This window comes from Paenibacillus sp. Y568, from assembly GCF_059445545.1.
In genome coordinates this window covers 377,200-400,781 of the sequence record NZ_JCAIUM010000002.1, presented here as the reverse complement: position 1 = coordinate 400,781, position 23,582 = coordinate 377,200, and the positions used below count along the sequence as shown (strand labels likewise).

The 23,582-nt window shown below is 37.1% G+C and carries 25 protein-coding genes and 2 pseudogenes; 3 read left to right on the top strand and 24 right to left on the bottom strand.

Going from position 1 to position 23,582, the window contains the following annotated elements; translation table 11 throughout:
* Positions 1–484: 484 nt before the first annotated feature.
* Positions 485–1,729 (bottom strand): MDR family MFS transporter, encoded by a 1,245-nt coding sequence (locus tag AC1D7X_RS04925; RefSeq protein WP_495457826.1) that lies wholly within the window; start codon positions 1,727–1,729, stop codon positions 485–487.
* A gap of 255 nt (positions 1,730–1,984) precedes the next feature.
* On the opposite strand from AC1D7X_RS04925, the gene AC1D7X_RS04920 reads away from it, so the two are divergent.
* On the top strand, positions 1,985–2,674 hold the full coding sequence (locus AC1D7X_RS04920) for a 4'-phosphopantetheinyl transferase family protein (RefSeq protein WP_495474759.1): 690 nt from the start codon (positions 1,985–1,987) through the stop codon (positions 2,672–2,674).
* 64 nt (positions 2,675–2,738) lie between these two features.
* Here the strand turns inward: AC1D7X_RS04920 and thrS are convergent, their stop codons facing one another.
* The 12 genes and pseudogenes from thrS to AC1D7X_RS04860 form a co-directional block, all read right to left on the bottom strand.
* Positions 2,739–4,652 (bottom strand): threonine--tRNA ligase, encoded by a 1,914-nt coding sequence (thrS, locus tag AC1D7X_RS04915; RefSeq protein WP_495457824.1) that lies wholly within the window; start codon positions 4,650–4,652, stop codon positions 2,739–2,741.
* A 451-nt stretch (positions 4,653–5,103) separates the two neighbouring features.
* On the bottom strand, positions 5,104–5,439 hold the full coding sequence (locus tag AC1D7X_RS04910; protein WP_495474758.1) for an acyltransferase: 336 nt from the start codon (positions 5,437–5,439) through the stop codon (positions 5,104–5,106).
* A 19-nt stretch (positions 5,440–5,458) separates the two neighbouring features.
* On the bottom strand, positions 5,459–5,635 hold the full coding sequence (locus AC1D7X_RS04905; RefSeq protein ID WP_495474757.1) for a hypothetical protein: 177 nt from the start codon (positions 5,633–5,635) through the stop codon (positions 5,459–5,461).
* Between the two features lie 223 nt (positions 5,636–5,858).
* Positions 5,859–6,422, bottom strand: coding sequence for a histidine phosphatase family protein (locus tag AC1D7X_RS04900; protein ID WP_495474756.1), 564 nt, complete (start codon positions 6,420–6,422; stop codon positions 5,859–5,861).
* A gap of 150 nt (positions 6,423–6,572) precedes the next feature.
* Entirely contained in the window at positions 6,573–6,767 is a 195-nt protein-coding gene (locus tag AC1D7X_RS04895) for a hypothetical protein (RefSeq protein ID WP_495457821.1), read from the bottom strand.
* A gap of 257 nt (positions 6,768–7,024) precedes the next feature.
* Positions 7,025–8,138, bottom strand: a pseudogene (locus tag AC1D7X_RS04890) (RNA-guided endonuclease InsQ/TnpB family protein).
* A gap of 293 nt (positions 8,139–8,431) precedes the next feature.
* On the bottom strand, positions 8,432–9,472 hold the full coding sequence (locus AC1D7X_RS04885) for a LacI family DNA-binding transcriptional regulator (RefSeq protein ID WP_495474755.1): 1,041 nt from the start codon (positions 9,470–9,472) through the stop codon (positions 8,432–8,434).
* Between the two features lie 346 nt (positions 9,473–9,818).
* Positions 9,819–10,658 (bottom strand): carbohydrate ABC transporter permease, encoded by an 840-nt coding sequence (locus tag AC1D7X_RS04880; RefSeq protein WP_495474754.1) that lies wholly within the window; start codon positions 10,656–10,658, stop codon positions 9,819–9,821.
* Complete coding sequence (locus tag AC1D7X_RS04875; protein ID WP_495474753.1) at positions 10,658–11,500, bottom strand: carbohydrate ABC transporter permease; 843 nt, start codon at positions 11,498–11,500, stop codon at positions 10,658–10,660. Before AC1D7X_RS04875 ends, AC1D7X_RS04880 begins: the two co-directional genes overlap by 1 nt.
* 179 nt (positions 11,501–11,679) lie before the next feature.
* A complete protein-coding gene (locus AC1D7X_RS04870) occupies positions 11,680–13,074 on the bottom strand; it encodes an ABC transporter substrate-binding protein (RefSeq protein ID WP_495474752.1) in 1,395 nt (464 codons plus the stop codon).
* A 216-nt stretch (positions 13,075–13,290) separates the two neighbouring features.
* A pseudogene (locus AC1D7X_RS04865) lies at positions 13,291–13,784 on the bottom strand (YfiT family bacillithiol transferase).
* A gap of 54 nt (positions 13,785–13,838) precedes the next feature.
* Complete coding sequence (locus tag AC1D7X_RS04860) at positions 13,839–14,468, bottom strand: HAD-IA family hydrolase (protein WP_495474751.1); 630 nt, start codon at positions 14,466–14,468, stop codon at positions 13,839–13,841.
* A gap of 276 nt (positions 14,469–14,744) precedes the next feature.
* Between AC1D7X_RS04860 and AC1D7X_RS04855 the strand changes: the two genes are divergently transcribed.
* Positions 14,745–15,377 carry a LysE family transporter gene (locus tag AC1D7X_RS04855; protein WP_495474750.1) on the top strand — a complete coding sequence of 211 codons (633 nt, stop codon included), beginning with the start codon at positions 14,745–14,747 and terminating at the stop codon, positions 15,375–15,377.
* 96 nt (positions 15,378–15,473) lie between these two features.
* On the top strand, positions 15,474–16,484 hold the full coding sequence (gene asnA / locus AC1D7X_RS04850; RefSeq protein WP_495474749.1) for an aspartate--ammonia ligase: 1,011 nt from the start codon (positions 15,474–15,476) through the stop codon (positions 16,482–16,484).
* Between the two features lie 87 nt (positions 16,485–16,571).
* On the opposite strand, the gene AC1D7X_RS04845 is transcribed toward asnA, so the two are convergent.
* The 11 genes from AC1D7X_RS04845 to AC1D7X_RS04795 form a co-directional block, all read right to left on the bottom strand.
* On the bottom strand, positions 16,572–17,945 hold the full coding sequence (locus tag AC1D7X_RS04845) for an amino acid permease (RefSeq protein ID WP_495474748.1): 1,374 nt from the start codon (positions 17,943–17,945) through the stop codon (positions 16,572–16,574).
* 202 nt (positions 17,946–18,147) lie between these two features.
* Positions 18,148–18,717 (bottom strand): hypothetical protein, encoded by a 570-nt coding sequence (locus tag AC1D7X_RS04840; RefSeq protein WP_495474747.1) that lies wholly within the window; start codon positions 18,715–18,717, stop codon positions 18,148–18,150.
* Positions 18,718–18,843: 126 nt separating this feature from the next.
* Positions 18,844–19,620, bottom strand: a complete 777-nt coding sequence (locus AC1D7X_RS04835; RefSeq protein ID WP_495474746.1) for a Cof-type HAD-IIB family hydrolase — start codon at positions 19,618–19,620, stop codon at positions 18,844–18,846.
* 50 nt (positions 19,621–19,670) lie between these two features.
* Positions 19,671–20,012, bottom strand: a complete 342-nt coding sequence (locus tag AC1D7X_RS04830; RefSeq protein ID WP_495474745.1) for a hypothetical protein — start codon at positions 20,010–20,012, stop codon at positions 19,671–19,673.
* A gap of 78 nt (positions 20,013–20,090) precedes the next feature.
* Positions 20,091–20,300, bottom strand: coding sequence for a hypothetical protein (locus AC1D7X_RS04825; RefSeq protein ID WP_495474744.1), 210 nt, complete (start codon positions 20,298–20,300; stop codon positions 20,091–20,093).
* A gap of 42 nt (positions 20,301–20,342) precedes the next feature.
* Positions 20,343–20,846: a GNAT family N-acetyltransferase gene (locus tag AC1D7X_RS04820; RefSeq protein WP_495457809.1), complete on the bottom strand. Its 504-nt coding sequence runs from the start codon at positions 20,844–20,846 to the stop codon at positions 20,343–20,345.
* Between the two features lie 37 nt (positions 20,847–20,883).
* Positions 20,884–21,375 carry a DUF4362 domain-containing protein gene (locus AC1D7X_RS04815; protein ID WP_495457808.1) on the bottom strand — a complete coding sequence of 164 codons (492 nt, stop codon included), beginning with the start codon at positions 21,373–21,375 and terminating at the stop codon, positions 20,884–20,886.
* Positions 21,376–21,471: 96 nt separating this feature from the next.
* Positions 21,472–22,104: a zinc dependent phospholipase C family protein gene (locus AC1D7X_RS04810; protein ID WP_495457807.1), complete on the bottom strand. Its 633-nt coding sequence runs from the start codon at positions 22,102–22,104 to the stop codon at positions 21,472–21,474.
* A 34-nt stretch (positions 22,105–22,138) separates the two neighbouring features.
* Positions 22,139–22,654 carry a ClbS/DfsB family four-helix bundle protein gene (locus AC1D7X_RS04805; RefSeq protein ID WP_495474743.1) on the bottom strand — a complete coding sequence of 172 codons (516 nt, stop codon included), beginning with the start codon at positions 22,652–22,654 and terminating at the stop codon, positions 22,139–22,141.
* A 274-nt stretch (positions 22,655–22,928) separates the two neighbouring features.
* A complete protein-coding gene (locus AC1D7X_RS04800; protein ID WP_495474742.1) occupies positions 22,929–23,288 on the bottom strand; it encodes a hypothetical protein in 360 nt (119 codons plus the stop codon).
* Positions 23,289–23,327: 39 nt separating this feature from the next.
* Positions 23,328–23,525: a hypothetical protein gene (locus tag AC1D7X_RS04795; RefSeq protein ID WP_495457804.1), complete on the bottom strand. Its 198-nt coding sequence runs from the start codon at positions 23,523–23,525 to the stop codon at positions 23,328–23,330.
* Positions 23,526–23,582: the final 57 nt, after the last annotated feature.

Below are 23,582 nucleotides of genomic sequence, written 5' to 3'. Positions count from 1 at the left end.
TAATTTATCTATATGTTATCTATTATGAATTTTTCATATGATGTATTTTTATATTAGTTTTCATTTTGATAGGATTCGGACTGACAGTTCGAGGCAATAAAAAACCCTCGACTTCGAGGGTTTCAGATTCAAGAATAGATGCTTTTGCAAAAGAAGATTAACAGGAAATTTTCCAGTTAATGTAGCTTGAAAACTACTAGAAGAGAAATTAACTGGACTATCTCCAGCTAATTCGTTAATTCGAGCTATTTTTGAGGGCTAATCGTCGAATTAGCGGTATTTTGTCCAGTTAGAAAGAGAAAAGAGAGGTTCTCATCATCATATAGCAGGGGGTTTTTCCCGATAACTTTATTCTGTATTACAGCACATTAGCAAATGACCCATCATATCGATTGAAAGTACCAGCTAGGACTATATTTTTTGCAATATTTGTAATATCCAAACTCTTGCATCCTGCCAATTCCATCAAATTTCCTCTCATCATCTAGCCTTCTATCTCCATCGAACTTCCTCTCTCCATCTGTTCTTCTCTCTTCATGTTCCGATTGGCGGATAGTAAGAACGGGATGCCGAAGGCTGATGTTACAGCAATAATCGTGAAAATAATGATGGATGAATCTACACCTAAAGCCTCCAACAAAAAGCCACCAAGTAAAGGTGCCATTACATTTCCCAAATTGTTAAATCCTATCATCCCGAAATAGGTCCCACGTAATTCTGGCTTAGCGATACGATCGATAAGCATATCTGTCATCGTAAACATCAGAACTTCACCTATCGTAAATATAACTACACCCACCATTAATCCAATGAAAGATTGAAAGAACCCGAATATCAGTAGACTGCAAGATACGAATATACTCCCTAGGATCAGCGGAATAATAGGTGGTAATTTACTGGCAAATTTAACTACAGGAAACTGGCATGCCAGCACGACAATCGCATTAAGCGATAACATGTAACCGAACCACGTTGCGCCATTTTCAATCCGTGGACTCATCTCCATATATTGCGCTAACGTGGAGCTGAAATGTCCATATCCCAGTACGCAGAATATCATGCCAATCAACACAAACATAAATACTCGATCGCCACTCGTAGCACGGAACGCACCTGCTAATGTCACTCGTTCGCTAGCGTTACTAACTGCAGTACCCAATTTAGGGTATCTAAAGAATTGGATAATCAAGGTCACACCATATAGAATATAGACCACACCCGCAACGGCAAAAGACCAGTTCGATCCTGAAGCTCCCATTTGTAAACCTATAATAGGACCAAATACAACACCTAGATTAATGGCAGCATAACGCAGGTTAAACACTAGAAGTTTGCTTTCCTGGGGTGTAATATCTGCAAGTAAGGCCCGAGAAGTGGGTTCAAACATGGCACGACACAAGCCGTTAAGTGCATTCATAACAAAGAAAATCCATATTTTGTCCGCCACAGCGAATCCTATAAAGACAAGAGCCCACCCGAAGATCGAGATGAATATCACCTTTTTACGACCTATTACATCCGAAATATAGCCTCCATAGAAACTTGCAAACACACCGATCAAAGAACTTACCGCTACAACAATTCCGGTCTGTGACGGGGAAGCCCCCATCGTTTTAATCAAATAAATAGATAGAAAAGGTATACTCATAGACGTGGCCATTCTACCAAAAATAGTCCCCAAGATAATGGTCCATGATAAAGGATGAATTTGCTTTAGTTGTGTCATCATATAATGTTTTTTTGTTCTCCTCTGGCTAGATTTATTTTCAATTCTTATGTATCTAACTAATCTCAACATACTTGTTGAGTTATTCTCTTAAATGAATATTTATTATTCTACCACAGAACATACATTTGCATCATAACAATTCTACATTTCGAGTCAAAACCATCCTTCGCTCTCTTTCTTTTAATTCATGTTTTACAGACAAAATAAAGGACTTCTCGTTCTTATTGTAGAAATATTCGATTGGGTGATACATTCATGCAATCAATTATGGTCGTACAAATCCCGGCAAACATACCGTCGGATTACTTAAACTTTTTTCTGGCTAATGTCTCTGATAAAAAAAAGCAACAATTTTCACGTTTCGTCCATCAAGAGGATGCTTACCGCTCCTTGTTGGGTGAGGTGTTGATTCGTTCAACGTTATCTCATGATATGGGTGTGAACCATCACGAACTCAAATTTGACTACAATCCATATGGTAAACCTTTGCTACACAACAATCCAGATTTAACTTTCAATATCTCTCACTCAGGGAATTGGGTAGCAATGATCTTGGATCATAGAGGTCACGCTGTAGGTGTTGATGTGGAGAAGACTGTACCTTTGAATCTTGCATTCGCAGCAAACCTCTTTGCACCTCAAGAAAACCAAATACTTGCGTCAAAAACAGGTGATGCACAGTTAGAATACTTCTATCAATTATGGACCTTGAAAGAAAGTTATATGAAAGCTGTTGGTAAGGGATTATCTATCCCTCTCACCTCTTTCTCTATGAATCGCAGAGAGGATACCGGAGTATGGTACTCACCAGAAGCCAGTGGATTCCATTTCAAAAGCTTCAGAATGGATGATGCGCACATGTTATCAGTCTGCTCCAACGGTCATTATCTTCCTGATGTGATTCAGCAGGTTTCCATAAATCAATTGTATAATGACTTACTCTAAACATCATACGAAACAGCCGGCTTGCTCTTAAGCAACCGGTTGTTTCGTATGATGTTCCATATATCTATATTTGAATCTCCTCTTGTACCCTCTTAATCAGCTCTGTCACACTTGTAATGCCAAGGTCACCTTCGCTCCGATTTCGAACAGACACACTACTTGAATCCCTCTCATTCTCACCCACAATCAGCATATAAGGAGCTTTCTCTAGCTGTGCTTCACGAATCTTGTATCCTAGCTTCTCATTTCGCACATCAACCTCTACTCTGATCCCAGCCTGTACTAACGATTTCTTCACCTCATAAGCATAATCATTATAATTCTCGGACACGGGCAAGATCTTCGCCTGTACTGGCGCAAGCCACAAAGGGAATGCTCCACTATAATGCTCAGTCAAAATACCGATAAACCGATCAATGGAACCAAATATCGCACGGTGGATAACAACAGGCCGATGCTTCTGGTTATACTCACCAACATAGGACAGATCGAATTTCTCAGGCATTTGGAAATCCAATTGAATCGTGCCACACTGCCAACTTCGTTTGAGTGCATCCTGAATGTGAAAATCGATCTTAGGACCGTAGAACGCGCCATCTCCTTCATTCACACGATAATATATACCGCGGTGTTCCAGAACACTCTGTAACGATTGTTCAGCCGTATCCCACAATTCCTCTGATCCCATATAATCTTCTGGACGAGTAGATAACTCGATCTTATATTCAAAACCGAACACCTTATACATGTGATCGATCAATGCAATGGCTCGACTAACCTCCTCCTCAATCTGATCGGGACGTGCAAAGATGTGAGCATCATCTTGACAAAAGGTACGAACTCGCATCATACCGTTTAACGCCCCTGAGTACTCATGCCGATGCACTTGACCGAACTCAGACAGGCGGATTGGTAAATCTCGATAGGAGTGAAGACTATTTTTGTAAATCAGCATATGCCCTGGGCAATTCATCGGCTTGAGTGCAAATGTTGTTTCGTCCACATTCGTAAAATACATATTCTCGCGATAATGCTCATAATGTCCAGATTGCTCCCACATCCGATTGTTCATCATCAGGGGAGTAAATACCTCTTCGTAATCCCATTGTCTTTGTATGTCACGAGAGAATTGTTCAAGTCCTTTGCGGATCGCCATGCCCTTAGGAAGGTAGAATGGCATTCCCGGCGCCTCTTCAGAGAACATGAATAGTTCAAGTTCTTTACCCAGCTTGCGGTGATCACGTTTCTTGGCTTCCTCCAACATGGCTAAATGTTCCTCGAGTTCTACTTTTTTTGGAAAAGAAGTTCCATAGATGCGCTGTAACATCTTATTATTCGAATTCCCCCGCCAATACGCACCTGCTACGCTTAATAGCTTGAACGCCTTAATCCGTCCAGTAGACGGTAAGTGTGGCCCGCGGCAGAGATCTATAAATTCTCCTTGTTCATATAAGGAAATGACCGCATCTATAGGTAAATCTGCAATGAGTTCTAGCTTTAAGGGATCTTCCAACTCTCTAAAAATACGGATAGCTTCTTCTCGGCTTACCTCTCGACGTAGAATGGGTAGATTCTCTTGGATAACTCTCTCCATCTCGATCTCAATCGCTACAAGATCATCCACAGATAACGGTTGCTCCATATCGATATCATAATAGAATCCATCTTCGATAATCGGTCCAATTCCTAGCTTAACAGCTTTGGATCCGTACAACCTTTTAATCGCTTGTGCCATCACATGTACAGTAGTATGCCTATATATGTTTAACCCTATCTGACTATCCAATGTAACCAGTTCTAAGAGGCAATCATGGTCTATCGCATGATGGAGATCAACGAGTGTGCCGTTCGTTGTTCCAGCCACCGCATTCTTTTTCAAGCCTGTACTGATTGATTCTGCTACTTCCAATATTGTGGTACCTAGCGGATACCTCCTAACTGTTCCATCTTGCAGCGTTACGTTAATCTCGCTCATCATGATTAGCCTCCATTTCTTAAATTTATTGAACGCAAAAAAACGCATCACATCCCCAAAGGGACGAGTGCGTTCAACTCGTGGTTCCACCCTAATTCAACCCGTCACATCACTTATTGGGCTATTCGCCACAACCTGTTAGTAACAAGGTCCTTCATTAATCATTAGTATCCTGTAACGTAGATAAAACGGTGATACATACAACGCGAGTCCATTCACAGAATCAACGGGTTCAGCATCACAGCTACAAAGGGGTAATCTCACAACCGGTACAGGAGAAGCTTGCAGCCATCACTTCACTCTCTGGGCAGTCCGGAAAAGGAAATCATGTCTTTGGTCAGAGCCTAACATATATAAGATTGGTACAATATTACATAACCCCACCGTTGATTGTCAAGTAAAATTATGTAAAACAAACGTATTGCAAGTAATATCTAGTAAAAGATGGTATAAGTTAATTTCTAACCCAACCGTCTTCTATGATGAGTTCTCGAATCACCTTCGCCGGGCATCCTCCCGCCAATACATTGTTTGGAATATCCCTATTCACGGTACTCTTTGCGGCAATCACAGAGTTATCTCCAATCGTGACACCTGGAAGAATTGTACAATCTGCTCCGATCCAAACATTATGACCGATAACAATTTTTGCACTCAATTCACCGTTGTCCGCAGAATCCATCCGGTGATAATTGCTATCAAAAATACTCGTTCTTGGGCCGATTTTAACGTGATCCCCAATGATAATCCCTGTACTAGCCGCGATCCCTACTCCAGCATTAATATACACATGATGTCCTATTGTTAAGCTAGCTTTTTTTATTACTGGTCAGTTGAACTGCCCATGGATGTCCTACGATGGAGAGGTTTTTACCAACCTGAATTTCCCCCATTTTATTAATGAAGACTTTTCCACGTATTTTTGAAGACATCTCACCTAATTTGTATAGACCTCGTAGTTTGCACACTGCTCCCTTAATTCCCATTTCAACATTTACTCCTTCCGAAAGTACGCTTTATGAATAGTATATCAGAAATATCACATGTATTTATCATGTTATTATTCATATTGAATAACTTTTAGAGATGAGCTAAAATAACGAAATGTCCTTTAACCTACGTGTTACCCTGCGAGTTCATCTTCTTATGTCTATACCAGTATGTGTATTTCTCTTTCAAATATGTAGTATTCTACCTCAATATCTTGGCTCACTTCCACAATCGCTCCACATGTCGCAATTCACTTCTTTCCAAATTCAATTTATAGATATCCGGCATTGACGTGGACGCCCAGAAATCATAATCATATTTCGCATCAAAGTGATTCATCATTAAGGTCATGATATCACCATGTGTGCCCAGCACGATCTTCTTCCCCTGATTATCATGAAGTACCTTATCAACCGTTGCAATCGCACGATCCTGAGCTTCATGACTTGATTCTCCATTGGGGTACATGAAATCGAAGTCATTATACAACTTTCTTTTCGCTTCTTTGAAATCCAAGTTTCCGAAGTCTCCTATGACTCTTTCTTTTAAATCTTCTTCTATTGCAATCTCTTCAGAAAGTTCATGGGCTAAGTTCTTAATCGTTTCAATAGCTCTTTCGTATGGACTTGAGATGAAGATGTCGATTCTTTCATTGACCAGTAGCTCTTTAACTATCCTTGCATCCCGTAGACCTTTTTCGGATAACCCTCGAGTACGTTCTTCTCCCTTAATATAAGGTGATTCTGCATGTCTTACGAAGTAAATAGTCGTATGTATCGCCATATTTTCATTCTCACTACTTTCATCAATATTAAAGTATCTGAACGTAAGTGAACCCCCATCCACTATATGATATACTATATCGCGGAAAGCACGGGGGACTTAGCTAACTAATCACTTCGGTTCTAATCACTGTAGGAAGTCTAACCTTCATCAATCCGTTGTTGAATTATCCTTGAAATGTTTGATCGTATTCCCAATCCCAGCAATAAAAAATAAAAATGCTACAAATCCAAAGCCATATGTTATTTTCCAATTACTATGATCAGAGATGACATCTGTTACAACAAATGCAGCAGCTGCTAGAAAATTCAAAATAGCAATTGTAAGATAATTAATTCCCTTCAATATATCACCCCTTTCGTGTTGTACAGCAAAATACGTATAAGTCTGTTAAGGGTCTTAGAAACAACTACTTTTGTATTGTATTCTTTTGCTTTGATACTTTCAATGTTGAATGAGAAGAGAGATACGGTCAACAACTCAATGACTAAAGTCACGAGCTTGTAACTGCCCAGAAGTGCGAACGATTCTTGAGAATCTCCTTCCTTAGTATGGCGTTACATCAGGGCAGGTTGACAGCTACCCAACTACAAAAGACATGCTTATGTAGTTACTTCAACGATGTACTCAATTCCCTTTCGTTGAAGATTCATTGCTCCTACACGATCATCATTAGATGTGTATTGGCACGTTTTGCAACAAAAAACATGATTCTTCTTGTCTCGATTTTCCTTCTCTGTATGACCACATTTTGGACATGTCTGCGAAGTGTATTTTGGATCAACTGCAATAACTTTCGAGCCAGACATAACAGCTTTATATTCAAGCATTTGACGGAACTGAAAGAAAGACCAAGATACGAACACATAACGATCTTGAACTCTAACTTTTTCAGTTGCATTTCGAATACCTGATAAGTCTTCCATAACAAATAACGTATTTGCTCAATAATGATCGACGAGTGCCTTACTGATCTGATGATTTACATCAGTCATCCAACGGGATTCTCGTTGTCCAATTCGTTTTATCTTTCTGCGTGAGGAGGCAGTTCCGAGTTGTTGCAGTTGTTTTCTGAGATGTTTGTATTTTGCACGTTTATGTTTAATTCGTCTTCCATTGAAAAACAAAGTATTATCTTGAGAATCGTAAGTTGTAGCGACAAAGTTTATACCTAAGTCAACGCCAACAACTTGTTCGATATCTTTATCCGAAACATCTTCTACTTGTTTGGTCATAGGAATATGCAAAAGCCATTTCCCATACTTGCTAACGAGTTTAGCTGTTCCGAAAGACCACTCAGTATCGAAGTATTGTTCCATACCTTTTGCTTCATAGGGAACTTTTACTCTTCCTTCAAGTGTATTCAAAGAAAAATTATCTTTGGAATAGAGAATAATCTCTATTCCAAACGAGATCATATTCAGGCTTCTTGAAAGTGACAAGTGTCCACTCATGACCACTACTCTTGTTGGTCTTGTATCTAGCAATTACAGTTTTCAATACAGATTGTGCCATTTGCGAACGCAATCCATATTGAGTACGAAGGGTCTCATATGTAACCTTATGCAAAGAAGCTTGATTGAGATTCTTAGTGTCAAATACCATTTCTGAAACAAAATTACATCCTTTCTTATACACAGACATTGTTTCAACTAATTGAGATATTTGAACCTCTGTAGGGTTAATCTTTATCTTTGCTGTAATGGTGGTTTTCACCATGCTCACCCCCTTCACTAAATGTTATATCATATATTTAGTGAAGTGAGTGGTGAGAATCAGAAGAAAGGTGTGGAGTATGTTATTATTCAGGATAAGTACAATTCGCTTTCAGCGACACAGTTTCCTCACACGACTAAAGTCGCATGTCTCCACTGTGAAGAGATGAAAAAGAATACATATTAACAAGATTGTGGATCGTATATTTGAAGGATAATAGCTGTTAACATACGTTTCCAAACAATTTTAAAAGCCTTATTACATTTTAGATGTAGTAAGGCTTTTATTTTTTACTATTTTATATAATCAGGAGGTCTAGTAGAATCTCTTATAATTAATTCAGCCGGGAATATTTTATGTGCGTGAGTTATTTTCTTATGGATCAGATCAAAAAGGAGTTTTATCGTTTCTTCGGCAATTTCCTCTACCGGTTGTCTCATCGTTGTAATGGAAGGATTATAGTAAAATGATATATCAAGTCCATCAAACCCAGCTACTGAATAATCTTCTGGTACACGCTTTCCAGCTTCAAAGATGGCTTTGCATGCACCCACAGCAAGACTATCCGAGATAGCATAAATAGCTGTAAACTCTTCCTTTGATTCTAATAATTCTTTCGTTACAGCATACCCATTTTCCATCGTATAACTCTCAATATCTTCCTTCATAAACCGTACCAAATTCGTATTATATGCCAGACCATGATCCTCTAAAGCTTTCTTATATCCCTCATATCGTAATTTCCCGATACTCACATCTTCCATAGATGCAGCAATGATTGCGATTTGGGTATGCCCTAGATTACATAAATAATCAACTAATTTATAACTTTCTTTAAAGTCATCCACGGATACAGAAGAGTAATCATTAGGTTCGAACTCCGCAGTCATTCCTATTGTACTAAGTACAAACGGTACCGTTAATTGTGTCAGTTTTTCTTTAGAGTGTGAGAAATATCCTCCTAGAAACACAATTCCTTTTAGTCGCTTTTCCTTTTCAAGTTCTATAGCAACATCAATTTCATCCTGATTCTCATCTACACGTTGTAGAAAAAAGGAGTACTTTTTTCTCTTTATTTCTTCCTCAAATACTTTAATCATGTGATTAAAGAAAGGATTCGTAATCCCCTTAATTAATACCGCTATCGTTTTCGAAGCAGCACGCTTTAAATTTCTCGCGCTATTATTAGGAACATAATGATTTTCTTTAATTACATGCATAATCATCATCTTTGTTTCTTCATTAATATCTGGATGATTGTTGATCGCTCTAGAGACTGTGGTTACGCCAACCCCACACATTTTTGCAATATCAATAATTGTAATTCTTTCCATTTCGGTTCTTCCCTTACACTGTAGTTTTACCCATGAAATCCCTTGTAAATTCTCTTTCTCTAACCATGCATTATTATCTCTATGGCACAGTCCCGCTATACTTTAAATAGAACTACATATCCAGGTTCTTAATATCATAAATATAGCAATTAAAGTTGTATAAGACAATCAAACAAGATCATTTGCATGTTATCACATATACAAAGATGAAATTAAATTCATACAATACAAATACCAGTATTAAGGACCATGAAGTTAAAAAAAAGAGTAGGTTATTCTCGGATATTAAACACACCAAGAACGGAACCCTACTCTTTGAATAGAATACCCACTCATCTAAAATTTATTATCCTTTAACCGCTCCTGCTACTACACCTTCGATAATATACTTTTGACAAGATAGGTAGAAAATTACGATAGGTACAATAGCTAATACTAGCATCGCCATCATAGCTCCCATATCTATAGAACCATATCCACCTTTTAGATATTGTATAGCAATAGGAATTGTTTTATACTCCGTACCGATAATTAAATCAGGTAACAAATAATCATTCCATACCCACATAACATTTAGAATTGCAACCGTAATTGCAGTCGGTTTAAGAATAGGTAATACGATATTGAAGAAGGCTTGAACTGGATTACATCCGTCCATCATAACTGCTTCTTCTACCTCGAGCGGTATCGATTTAACAAATCCACTAAATAAGAACACAGATAATCCAGATCCAAATCCTAGATAAATCAATATAATCCCAATTGGATTATCAAGATGTATGATATTAGCAACTTTAGACATTGTGAACATGACCATTTGGAAAGGTACAATCATTGAGAACACAAACACATAATATAACGCATTCGTGAATTTACCCTTAACTCTTGTGATATACCATGCGGTCATTGAAGTAAATAGAACGATAACTGCTACAGAAAATACTGTAATGAACAATGACATTCCGAAGGCACTGAGAAAATCGGTCTTGCTTATCCCACCAATATAGTTATCTAACCCACTAAACGTTGTACTGTTAGGGAGTAGAAATGGTGTATCACTAATGTAAAACTTCCCTTTAAATGAGTTCATTAGAACGATAAATATAGGAGCTAGAAAGGAAACGGCCAATATCACTAATATGATATAGACGATACTATCCTTAAACTTCGAAGTTTGAGTTTCCATTAATTCTCAACCTCCTTTCTTCTAGTAAGAACAAGTTGAATTAATGCGATCAAAGCGACTAGAACAAAGAATACAACTGCTTTCGCCTGTCCTACGCCTTCCCAACCTGTTGTACTATAGAAAGTGTTGAAGATATCTAATGCTAACATCGTAGTCTGTTTTGATGGTGCACCAGCAGTTAAAGCTAAGTTTTGGTCGAATAGTTTGAATGAATTTGACAATGTCAAAAACAAACAAATTGTTATAGCTGGCATAACCAATGGAATGGTCACATTACGTAGAATGTTGAAGCGACTCGCTCCATCGATTTTTGCAGCTTCAACTATATCTTTAGGAACATTCTGAATACCTGCAATATAGATAATCATCATGTAACCTATTAATTGCCAATTCATTAGTATGATCAAACCCCAGAAACCATACTTAGCATCGAACGTAAGAGTAACATCGAAGTAATACAAAACACCATTAAGGATCAATTGCCAAATATATCCTAGTACAATCCCACCAATTAGGTTAGGCATGAAAAATATCGTTCTAAATAAATTTGTACCTTTTTTTCCTCTTGTTAATAACATTGCAATAATAAATGCGAACACATTTATGGTAAGTACTGATAAAATCGTAAATTTAACCGTGAACCATAATGCATCTAGAAATTCTTTGTTTGAAAACGCCTTGATATAGTTACTTAATCCAACCCATTTTGCATCTGTTACTGTTGTGAATTCTGTGAAAGACAAATATATTCCCATAAGAAATGGAATTACAAATGCTACAGCGAAGGCCAGTAAAGTTGGCAATGCGAAAAGAGCAAAATATTTTTTTATCGCTTTTTCCATGTTGTCTTCTCCTTACTCAGTATTAAAATTTCTCTTCTCTCTCTACCCATAATATTTAGCCACTGTGTACCGTCAGTACGCAGTGGCATAAATATGATTCCATCATCCAATTAAACATACGACGGATTGTTTAGGTCAATTAAGCTTGGACTGCGCAATCCGTCGTAATAGTACTTATATTATTTTGCTTTTTCAGCTTTCCATGAATCTTTAACTATTGTTGAAACTTCATCCCAAGTCTTTTTGCCTTGAGCATATTCCAACAATGCATCACCAAATTTGTTTTTGAATTCTTCATTCGGGAATGCAGCAAACGTCCATGCTAATGATGATATCCCATCTTTTTCCATCCATGCTAATACTTCTTTTGCTAGTGGATCTGCTGGTTTTTCGTTGTCTTTAAATGTGTTGAATGGTGCTATAAAACCTAGGTCGTTTGTTACATAAGCTTTACCTTTATCACTAGAGAACAACCACTCTAAGAAAGCGATTGAGTCTTTTTGCTTGTCAGCAGATACTTTGCTGTTGATTGCGAAATAGTTCTCTGTACCAATAGCTAACCCTTGTTTCTCTTCACCTGCAATACCAGAGTAGATAGGCATAAACTTGATGTCTTCTGCCTTAACTACGTTTCCATCAACTTCATTAATTTGACCCCAAGCCCAGTTACCATTTTGAACCATTGCAACTTGACCAAGAGCAAATTCAGCCATTGAATCTGTTACTGTTTTACTTCCTAATAACGCACCTTTTGTTACAGAGTTATTAATGTAAAGATCGAAGACATTTTTGAAGTTATCTCCGTATTTGAATGAAATTTCTTTAGAATCAAGACCCGCTAATATTGTGTTATCAAAGTTTGTGTTGTCTTTGAATTCATAGTATAATGGGATGTTTGCTAGATGTGTCTGCCATCTCCATTGTTCACCAGCACCTAGAGAAGTGGAAGCGAATACACCTTTAACGCCTAATTGATCTTTCTTAGCAGTCATATCTTCAACCACAGCTTTTAGTGTAGCGTAGTTGTTAATTTCAGCTGTAGATGAAATAGAAACAGCTTTGTCAGCTAATGCAAAGTACTTCTTCATGATAGCGTCATTGTAGATAATTCCATAACCTTCTACAACGTAAGGGATACCGTACACGCCTTCTCCACTAGTAACTGCTAGTGTTGGATCAGTCAAGTAGCTGTACAATTTCGTATCCTTCAAATCTAGTGCATAATCTTTCCAAGCTTCATAACCAACAGGTCCATTCATTTGGAAGATGGTAGGAGCATCAGATTTTGCAATTTCAGATTTTAATTTTGTTTCATAAGTTCCTGCAGCAGCCGTTACAACTTTTACTTTCACGCCTGTTTCTGCTTCGTAATCTGCAGCTATTTTCTCGTATGTTTCAGCAATTTCAGGTTTGAAGTTTAAGAAGTAGATTTCTCCACCTTTACTTGTTTCGGCTTTTGGTGAATCTTCTTTAACTTCTGCTTTTTCGTTCTTGTTACCACATGCAGTCGCTAAACCGATAACCATAGAAGACACTAGCAAGAGTCCTAACATTTTTTTAAATTTGTTCTTCATTTTTTCCCCTTCTTTTCTTTAAATTTGTTTCAAAGGCCTTCGTAGTGAAACCGTTACCATCTATTCGCAGTAGGTTTTGACAACGCTTCCCTAAACTGTATTGGAACCGTTCTCGGTAACGTTTCCAGTGCTTGGGTCAATAGTAGCATATTGACCTGTATTTTTGCAATAGTTTTTCTTCAATAAATATCCAAACCTATAAGTTTACCCAATTCGTTAAATTTTCAAACGATCTCTCACCATTTTTATATGGGCGGTATGATGATTTTCGTGCCACGCATAGATCCCTAGATTGTAATCTAATCTGGTCATTTGTTTAGATTCCGGGTGATGAAATTGTCTATTAAATTGAGTTTCATCCATCGATTTCAATAGAATAACCCATCATCAATTAAGCTTAAAGAGTATTCAATATCAGCTTCAGTGGAGTCCTCAAGTAATGCCCAACGATTTTCAAAATAAGGTTTGATCGTGGGTTCGTCTTCTGTTAGCGCTAATTTAAATCTCATAAAACTATTCATGTGACTATCTGCTATATGATGCACTACTTGACGGATCATCCAACCTCCTTCACGATAGGGTAGATTTAATTGTTCTTCTGTTAAGTCTTTAACGGTCTCTCTCAGGTTCTTAGGTAGCTCATTTATTTCTTGAATCCAGATTGCTCTTTGCTCTGATGTAATCTCACCTTCGCATGTAAATGTTCCGATTGGCTATCTTATATCCATATCATTACCTCTCTTTTTCATAGTTTTTTGTTTTCATTACACGATGTCTAATATTTCTATTGGATCTTCAACGAAATAATTGGGTTGCTCAGCTAATAATACCTCACTTATATCAATTCCCCAAGATACAGCAATGACTTCCACATGAATCTTCTTACTTGCTTGAATATCTCTTACTTCGTCACCAATATATATTAACTCAGTATTCATTAAGTTGTGATCCTTCATATACTGTTTAATCGTTTTGTCTTTGCCAAATAAGCCTTTGGAAGATTTAATATATTCGAATACATTAATGTCTTTATTTTTCAAATAATCTCTAATATTAGACTCTGCATTAGAAGTAATAATCGAGATCACATATCCCCTTTTCTTCAGCTGACCAAGCACATCAAGAATCCCATCAAAAAAATGAAGTGTAGGTAAATATGATTTATATTTATTTTTAAAGTCCTTTGAAAACTTTCTAATTAATAGCACTCTGGACATCGGAACACCAAGAGCTTTAATTTTCTCACCTAATGGAAGCTTCATTATCATTTGATACTCTTTTTGATCCAACGTCTTAAATTTATACTGTTCTGCTAACTCATTATATACCTTTACGATAATTCCCATAGAATCCACAAGTGTTCCGTCGAAGTCGAATACGATATGCTTTCTCAAGTGATACCCTCTTTCATATTCGATCTGAATAATAAAATGATACTTTTCTACTATACTCTACCAATAATCATTCCACACTAAATATATACAGATCTAACCTATTCTTCTTATTCGACATAAAATTCTCATATTCCTTGCTTGAATACCGAAATCAAAAAACGAACCTCTAAAATGTAAAAGCTCCTAAAATAGCACTGGTTGTTTTTCTATGAGTCTTAACACGCAGCTTTTCACATAGAATGGTACAAGTTAACTGCATTTAGGAGGTATTTATCAGTGAGTATAAATATTTTATTCGGTTATATCATTCTAGGATTAACGTTAGCAGCTCCTATTGGCCCCGTAAACTCTGTCCGTTTAGATAAAGGAATCAAAAACGGTTTTTGGCACGCTTGGGTTGTAGGTGCAGGATCCATGATTGCGGATGCTATCTTTATGCTACTGGTATATTTGGGGATGGTTCATTTTTTAGATATTCCTATCGTTCAAATTTTCCTTTGGTTATTTGGTGGTTTTGTGCTTATTTATTCGGGGGTTGAAAGTATCATGGGTATCAACTCCGTCACACTTTCTTATAACAGGAAGAAGGACTCTTTAATCAGTTGTTTTCTGACTGGTTTCATCATGTCTATTACAAGTCCATTATCCATTCTCTTCTGGTTGGGGATCTATGGTTCAATACTTGCAAAAACGGCCCAAGTGAATGGCACAAGTTCGCTATTAATTTATAGTTGTATGATATTTATTGGCTTAAGTTTATGGGATATATTTATTGCTTCGTTAACCACCGTATTTCGGAAATTCCTCAATGAACATATTCTTAAAGTGATTTCTATTATCTCAGGGGTATCGCTACTTGGGTTTGGGATATATTTTGGCTATCTAGGGATAAAATCGCTTTTCTTTTAGATTGGTCACCATTTTATCTGTCCTTCATAAGATACAGGGTACAAAATATCGGGGCTAAGGCCTACTTTCCCTATTTAATTGGAGGACGAATGTAATATGCCAACCGTAGTTATTCCCAAGAGTTACGAATCAAAACTGAATTCAATGCAAACAGAGAAAGCCCTTAAAATAGTGAAAGATCACTTCGAACATGAACTTAGCAAATCACTCAACCTCATGAAAGTATCTGCACCCCTTATCTTAAAAAATGGAACTGGTATTAACGATAATTTGAATGGTGTAGAGAGAATGGTCACCTTCGAGGCCTTGCATCTAAATGATGTTCAACTTGAAATTGTGCAATCATTAGCGAAGTGGAAGCGTACGGCGTTATCTAGATATGGATTTAAGCTCGGGGAAGGTTTATATACGGATATGAAGGCTCTCAGAAGAGATGAAGAGCAAGACAATGTCCATTCGATCTATGTAGATCAATGGGATTGGGAAAAGATTATTTTACATGAACAGCGTAACTTGTTAACTTTGAAAACGGAAGTTCTTAAAATTTACAAGACCATTAAATCCACGGAAGCACACTTACATCTAGCTTTCCCTGAGTTAGAACCTATACTTCCTGAACAAATTCAATTCATTACCACTCAAGAACTTGAATATTTGTATCCTGATCTTTCCCCTGCACAAAGAGAAGACCAGATCGCTAAGCAATATGGTGCTGTGTTTGTCATGCAAATTGGTGGCAAGTTGAACTCAGGAGAACCGCATGACGGTCGATCTCCAGATTATGATGATTGGAGTTTAAATGGCGATATCGTACTATGGTACCCCGTTCTTGAGCGAGCGTTCGAAGTATCCTCTATGGGAATTAGAGTCGATAAGAGTAGTCTTTCAGAACAACTAGAACTTTCTGGCACGGAACATAGGAAGTCACTGGAATACCATCAGTCTGTACTTGATGAAAGTCTACCTTTCACCATTGGCGGTGGCATTGGGCAATCTAGATTGTGTATGTTCTTGCTGAAAAAGGCACATATCGGTGAAGTACAGGTAGCGGTATGGAATGATCAAATCCTTAAAGATTGTAAAGAAGGAAATATAGAGTTGCTATAATGGCATGCCTACGTCTTTTCATGAGGTGGAGTAAACGGAGAAACGGTTTACTTCACCTTTTTGCATAGGACAATTTACAACGCAATACTATACACCTTCTTTATTCCAGACCTTCTTCTTCATAATAATTGCAGCAATTGCAATTAGCGCAATCAATAACAAACTAACATAGAATCCAGGCCGAATATGCTTTTCAAGCAATGTTCCACTAACAGCTACCGCCATTAGCAAAAGTCCTACATATGCAAGAACTTTACTCCACAATTTTATTTCTAAAATTTTGAAAGACGACAAAATAATGAAAGCCCAGTTATACAATAGTAATATACCAGCCGATGTCGTTATATATTCGTAGATCTTGCCGGGCAATAACAATGCTGTGACTATTGATGCAATTAACCCAATTGTAGCGAGAAGTAATGAAAATAAAGGTAACTTCTTGAACTTTATTTTTTTGGCAAACACTTTAGGCGCATTTCCATCATTTGCAATGGTAACTAAAAGATTTGTCACCCCAAATAATGAAGCAGTCATGGTTGAAAACCCAGCCAGAATAATGGCCCCGTTGAATACATGTGGAAAAAAGCCCAAATGAAAACTATCCATCGCGGTAACAAACGGACTTTCTTTTTCAGTAAATGCCTCCAGTGAAGCCATGGTTACAGCTAATCCCATAGATATGACATAAATGACGGTTAGGACAAGAAGCATAACTGTCCCTGCTTTCGGTGCATCTTCTTTCTTTTTGAGCTGCATCGCCATCAGACCAATGACTTCAATGCCTCCAAACGCATAAAAGGCATAAATAAGCGATGTCCAAAACCCTTTCAGACCCTTGGGAAATAGTTCGCTATAGGTATTAGGAAATGATGGGGGCTCCGCTCCTTTTAGACCGAACCAACCGAACACAGCACATACCGCTAAAACAATGAACATAACAATTGCAGCTGTCTTAATCACGGCAAGTATATTCTCGACTCGATCGAACCCTTTTGTTCCAAATAACACGACAATGATTGCTATAATGGCGTAACTTGCCGCAAATATCCAAAGTGGAATTTTTGGTAACCAAAATTGTGATAATATCGAAAGCGCAGTCAACTGACTACCCATAATTAGAATATTTGAGAACCAATAATTCCAACCACAGCTAAACCCAGCCCAACGTCCAAATGCTTTGTTAGCATAATAACAAAAGGAGCCTTCCTGCGGATCTAAAGCAGTCATTTTGGCGAGTAGATTATAGACGATATACGTTCCTAAAGCTGCTAGAATAAATGAAAAGACAATCGATGGTCCCGTTGTTTTTATACCAATTGTTGATCCAAGGAAATAACCCGTTCCTATCGTGCAACCGACACCGATTAATGACAGTTGCCACCACTTCATGTCTCCTTGTTCTGCCTTAGCCTTATTAGAGTTGTTACTATTACTAGCTGAACTGCAATCTGCTTCTTTCATTTCCCGAGATCCCCCCTTCATAAAGGTTAGTATTGTTAACACATTACTAAATTATGAAGGCAAAAATTGGGACTTCCCAGAATAAGAATTCATTAGATCCGTCCTTTATATCAAGTCATAATCGTATTTTACAATTATTATGTATGATATCGGCTTCCACAACTAAACTAATAATTTAAACGTTCATTAACTCAGATCTGTTCTACCCGAGTTTGTACTTCACTAATCTATTGATTCCCCTCAGTTGTTCTTCTGTTGAATAAATAATTAGACAAGATTGGTCTATGGATGTCACAACTATTCTCTTAGAAGATTTATTCTTAATGAGATCATTGAACTTTTCAAAAATCCCAACATCTAACCAATCATAATCCATTTGTAAATCCCATTTAACCTGTTGGTTATCATATGTAAAGGATACCCACACTACTCCATTCTCTATATCTACACAATCTTTAATATTACGAATATCGAGTTCAGTCATTTTCTTTAGTCTTTCAATCACTTCCGAATACACACCATGATCTTCAATACACTCAGTATCGAAATACCAGATATGATCTGAAGCATCGACAAATGTATCACCCTTTGAGATTTCGCCACCCATACAGATCAATAATGATAGATAGGGGTCTTCCTCAAAAAAATCTCTAGAAACTTCTTCAAGAAATATAGCAGGCTCTATCCCTTCATTAAAAGTTACGCCAAATTCCGCTAACTTCGCAAGTTGATGATCTAAAGAATCAGCCTTCTTTTTAAAAAGTCCGAACATAGTAAGCAGCTCCCTGTGTTATCTAATTCATGCATTCTCAAATCTATATATTCCAAAATCTTTCAAGGTCAGTCCTATAATTGTTTCTCTCAGTGGATTTAAATCAGGTGTAAATGCTGGCATTTCCTAAATAACACCAAATTTTTCTAATGCATAGTAAATGCCACCTTCACTTGCTTTTTTGGTAACAAAGTCCGCACTACGTTGTAGCTGTTGTTCACCATTCCCCATGGCAATTCCCAATCCTACATACTCCAACATATCGATGTCATTTCCACCGTCACCAAAAGCAATGGCTTCTGATCTAGAAATGTTAAAATGATTCAACACATGTCTAATCGCCAATGATTTAGAGGCTTCCGTGTGATCATACACATTCATAATGTAGTCGTGCCAACGTTTGAAACGGAGTGAAGGAAATTGATCTACGAATTTTTGAGCTTCGTTATCGTCTGCATACAAGCACATACCATATATTTCTTCTGAAAGTGAGCTTATTTTTTCGGGATAATCCGCAAGCATCAAAGTCTCCATTAATGCACTCCTAATTCGCTGATTGCCAGTACCTATCCCATTCATAGCATATCGTTCCGTGAAATAGGAAATACCGTGACCGTTCAATTCGGCGAATGTCGAGACATCTAGAACCGTTTCTGTCGTTAACACTGACTTATATATCGTTTCCTCCTTACATTTAACAAGAGCACCATTTGCAGAGATAAAAGTGTCAATTCCCAACATCTTTAACTCGTCGCACATATTGAATGGCCTTCCTGTCGCGACCACCACTTTTATATCTTTCTCTATCAATCTTGCAATGGCTTCTTTCGTGCTTGGTAGCATAGTTCTATCAATCTCACTTAATAGGGTCCCGTCAACATCGAAAAATACAACCTTATACATATATTTGTAAACTCTCCTTTTAGTCCGACACGGATTGCCAGCTGGGTAGACTAATCTTCCAGTTCATCAATCCTATCTGAACGGATCCAACTCATTTCTTGAATATGTAATATCTCTTTAAATTCTTCTACTAGTTGATGATCAGACTCAAGTTGCGTCAAATAGTCACTAGTTAAAATCCCCTCTAATTGGTTTATTTGTTCATCACTTATACCAAAAAGTTTAAAACCATCTAAATTGCAGTTCAAAAATTGCTGATTAATTAGCTCTTTATATTCTTTAGAATTTTGAATTTCTACTTCTAAGTTCTCTCTAATCTTGCTGCCATTAACGTCATCATATAAAAATTCATAAGGGTCTTCTTCCGGATACCTTTCTTCTACAAGACTCATGAGCATAGTGTATTCTAACTCATATGACACATGGATATTTGCTACCTCTTGAGAGTTGCTAACGATACTATACCCCCATCAATGATCTTCAAAATTATAGAAGTACATTACTGGAAACTGGTTTGAAATTTCATATAAACTATCTGGAATATCCTCATCAACAAAAGTATCTTTAGTGATAAAGACTAACCATTCATCATTAAGTTCTGTCATATACGTTGGGGAAAGTTTCGTAAGCCATTCTTTATATTTCACTAATGTTAAACATCCTGATGTAAACTCACTCATCTTCATTTCTCCTTCGTTATATTCGTGAGAGCTACTAAACTGTTATATTGTTTTATGTAAGGAACAACGCATCACAATAAAGTCAACCTCTTCGTCATCCACCTTACTCTTAAAACTACATCCTTGAACAAAGCCCGCACGCTCATATACTTTTATTGCTCTCTCATTAAAAGCGGCTACAACCAATTGAATATTATGAACATTAGACTCTTTCATTAGATACTCGATACCTTGAGACAAGAATTCTAGCCCATTACCCTTACCCGTATAATCCGGCCTCAAGCCAACCCCGAAATCCAAGTATTTATTGTTATCATATATACCTATTGGATATCCACCAGGTACCCGAGAAGAGTTCCCGCTACAGATGTAGCCAACTAACATATCCTGGCTATCTAATGCATAAAAGTAATCACCATTCAACAGATCATCAATACTCTCGCTACTATCACCCATATCGTATAGATTATAAGGTTCCGGGTACATCCATTTACAAATCGCTGAAGCATATTGTTCATTCATTGGTAGATAATGATATGTCGTCATATTGATTCTCCCTTATTTCATTTAGATTTCTTAACTATTACTTCCCACCGTTTATGAATAGTAAATAATACTCTTCTTTCTCTATATCACTATATCCTATATCATCGCTACAAGAAGTTAGGTAATATTCCGTTCCAATACGGTCTTCTTGTGGATCGAGTCGTTGACCCATGATTGTACAACTTGTTTTTCGTACTCCTTTATTTTGCCCTCCAAATTCATCCCAGGTGTTATCGTAGGAATATGAAATCTTATCTCCATCGGACTCAAGGTCTATATAAATGGGGTCACCTTCATCCGTATACCGAGCAAGTGTGATACTATTACTATTACTTTTCTTGTTCTGATAATCTTCATAGAACGTTTCAATTTTATCTATATTCGCTTGGCCTGATGGGCCTGACACAACATATCCTTGCTGTTTAGCCTCACTAGAAGACATATCCGCGTGTAATGAATCATTCTTTGCTTCTGAACTACATGAAGATAATAAGATCAACAATGTCGTAAATACTAAACACTTCCTCAATTTAAGTCTCCCCTCTCTACGAGATACTCTTATGCTTCTATGCTAATTCCCTAAGGACGTCCAATCAGTACCTGACTACGATGTTAGCTGAATTCACTAGCTTTCTTCAAGCTTATTGAGTACATCCCACTCTATAAAAATTTTTCGTAACCCTAACACAGTTGTATTAATAAATTCTTCTAACTTATTCATTGTTAAGATACTTGGCTCACTAATAGGTTCATTCTCACCGTTATTGATGAAACGTATCTTCTCTTCTCTATAATAGTAAACCTCTTGTTCAAACAATCCACCTAACTCAAACGCCTTGCCTGCTTCAAGCCTACTTACTAGTTCTCTAGTCTCCGGCTTATTACGATATATCAAGAATTCAAACTTTGTTACATCCTGCGTATAAATCCTCCGACTATTGGGATGTAATTCATACGCTGGATAAATATCAAATGTCCATACTCGATCAGCATAGACATGGGCGATGTACCCGCATAAATATTGCATAAACCTCAAATCATTAAATGCCAAATATTTGTTGTGTTCAAAAAACTCCTTAAGATCTTCATCTGTTGGGAACTTGCCTTCCTCACGCATTAAATGTGTTTTTGCTTTCTCTATTCTCTCGTTAGTCCTTACATGAATTGAATCGGGAGCAATGCTTCCCAGTAAAAACTCAGAAGATGGTTTGGATAACAATCCACTTGCAACCAAGAAATGGACCATTGGCCAAGGCATTAAAATCACTCCGTTCTATTTCTTTATTTTAGTTCTACAACTGCAGTTTCTTCCATTTACGAATCTTAGAACGAAAACTCTTGAAAGGCGCTACTGAATTAATGTGAATCCATTTGACCATAGCCCATTTCGGATTGGAACCTGTCCAATGCCAAACACCTTGCGTAAAAAGTTCCTCTTCATTCAATGAATCAATCCAATCCTGCCATTGTTGTTCTGTTTCTTTGAATACATATCTTAATTCCTCTAAAGAATAATGCGAGTATGTATGATAAAAGTATTGATACAATCCACCAAGTTGATTCCATTTATAGTCCGGAGTAGGCGTAATGACGGTTTTACCCATTTTCTCATCCCTATCCCACCCCATAACAAGATTCATCCAACCAAGTTGGTAAGCGATGATTTCTGCGGGTGTCCGATCTACCTCTTGAATACGGATATCCTTTTGATATTCTTGAATCCCATCAAATTCATTATCTAGAGATAGATAGCCGTTATGGATGGCATTTTTCAATGCAAGTTTAGATTCATAGTCATGACTAGGCATCCTCATACCCCCTGACCCTCCAATTCATTTAATGTCTCTTATAAATCGTCTGATGTGTAGACTCTTTTGCAATTGGGACATTCAAAAAACGTTACTTGATTTGTTGACGAGATTCTTCTATATATTTAGCAATTCGATCAAATTGACTCAAATATCCCGATACATGATGCTGTAACTTTTTATCATACTCAAATGCTAGTCTCTCAATATAGTTTAATATGACTTCTATATTTGAATCATTTAAATGAGATAACTTAATATAATCAGGTAATTCTTAATTAAATCCATGTCTATGTATATTCGTGTTATGTTGAATGTCCCTCTCGATCATCTCTATTACTAAATACTCCCTAACAAGTTCAAGGAGTAAATGTAGACCGATCAAATGATCTCTTCGAGCAAATTTCTTAATAGTAATAACATATTTATACCATATTTCACCAATTATAGGTTCATAGGAGTTAAAAGAAAATCTAGTCTCATGATCTCTAACCGGTTCACATAACTCGATATGTCCATATACAACTAATGAAATATTACTTGATGCTTCAACCAGTAACCATTCATTGTAAGTACATATAGATACGTCTAGAAGTTCTATTGATTGGTTATGTTCGATAGCGGTTCTATACAATATTGATTCCGGATTGATATACAATTCACTTCCGATAATTTATCCAGATTTATTTATTGTTTGAATAAACACCTCTTCATCTATGTGTACTAATGGTTCTAAGACTACTAACACATCCAAATCTGACCAGAAATCCACTGTATTTTCATTAAGATGTGAGCCTCTAAGAATTATTGCCTGAACCTCAGTTATATTAGCCGTTATTTCATTGATCAGATATGTTAAAAATGGACTCATTATTATTCCTCTTTCTAGTCTTATGACCATAAACCTTCTTTGCTCTTAGCTTTGATT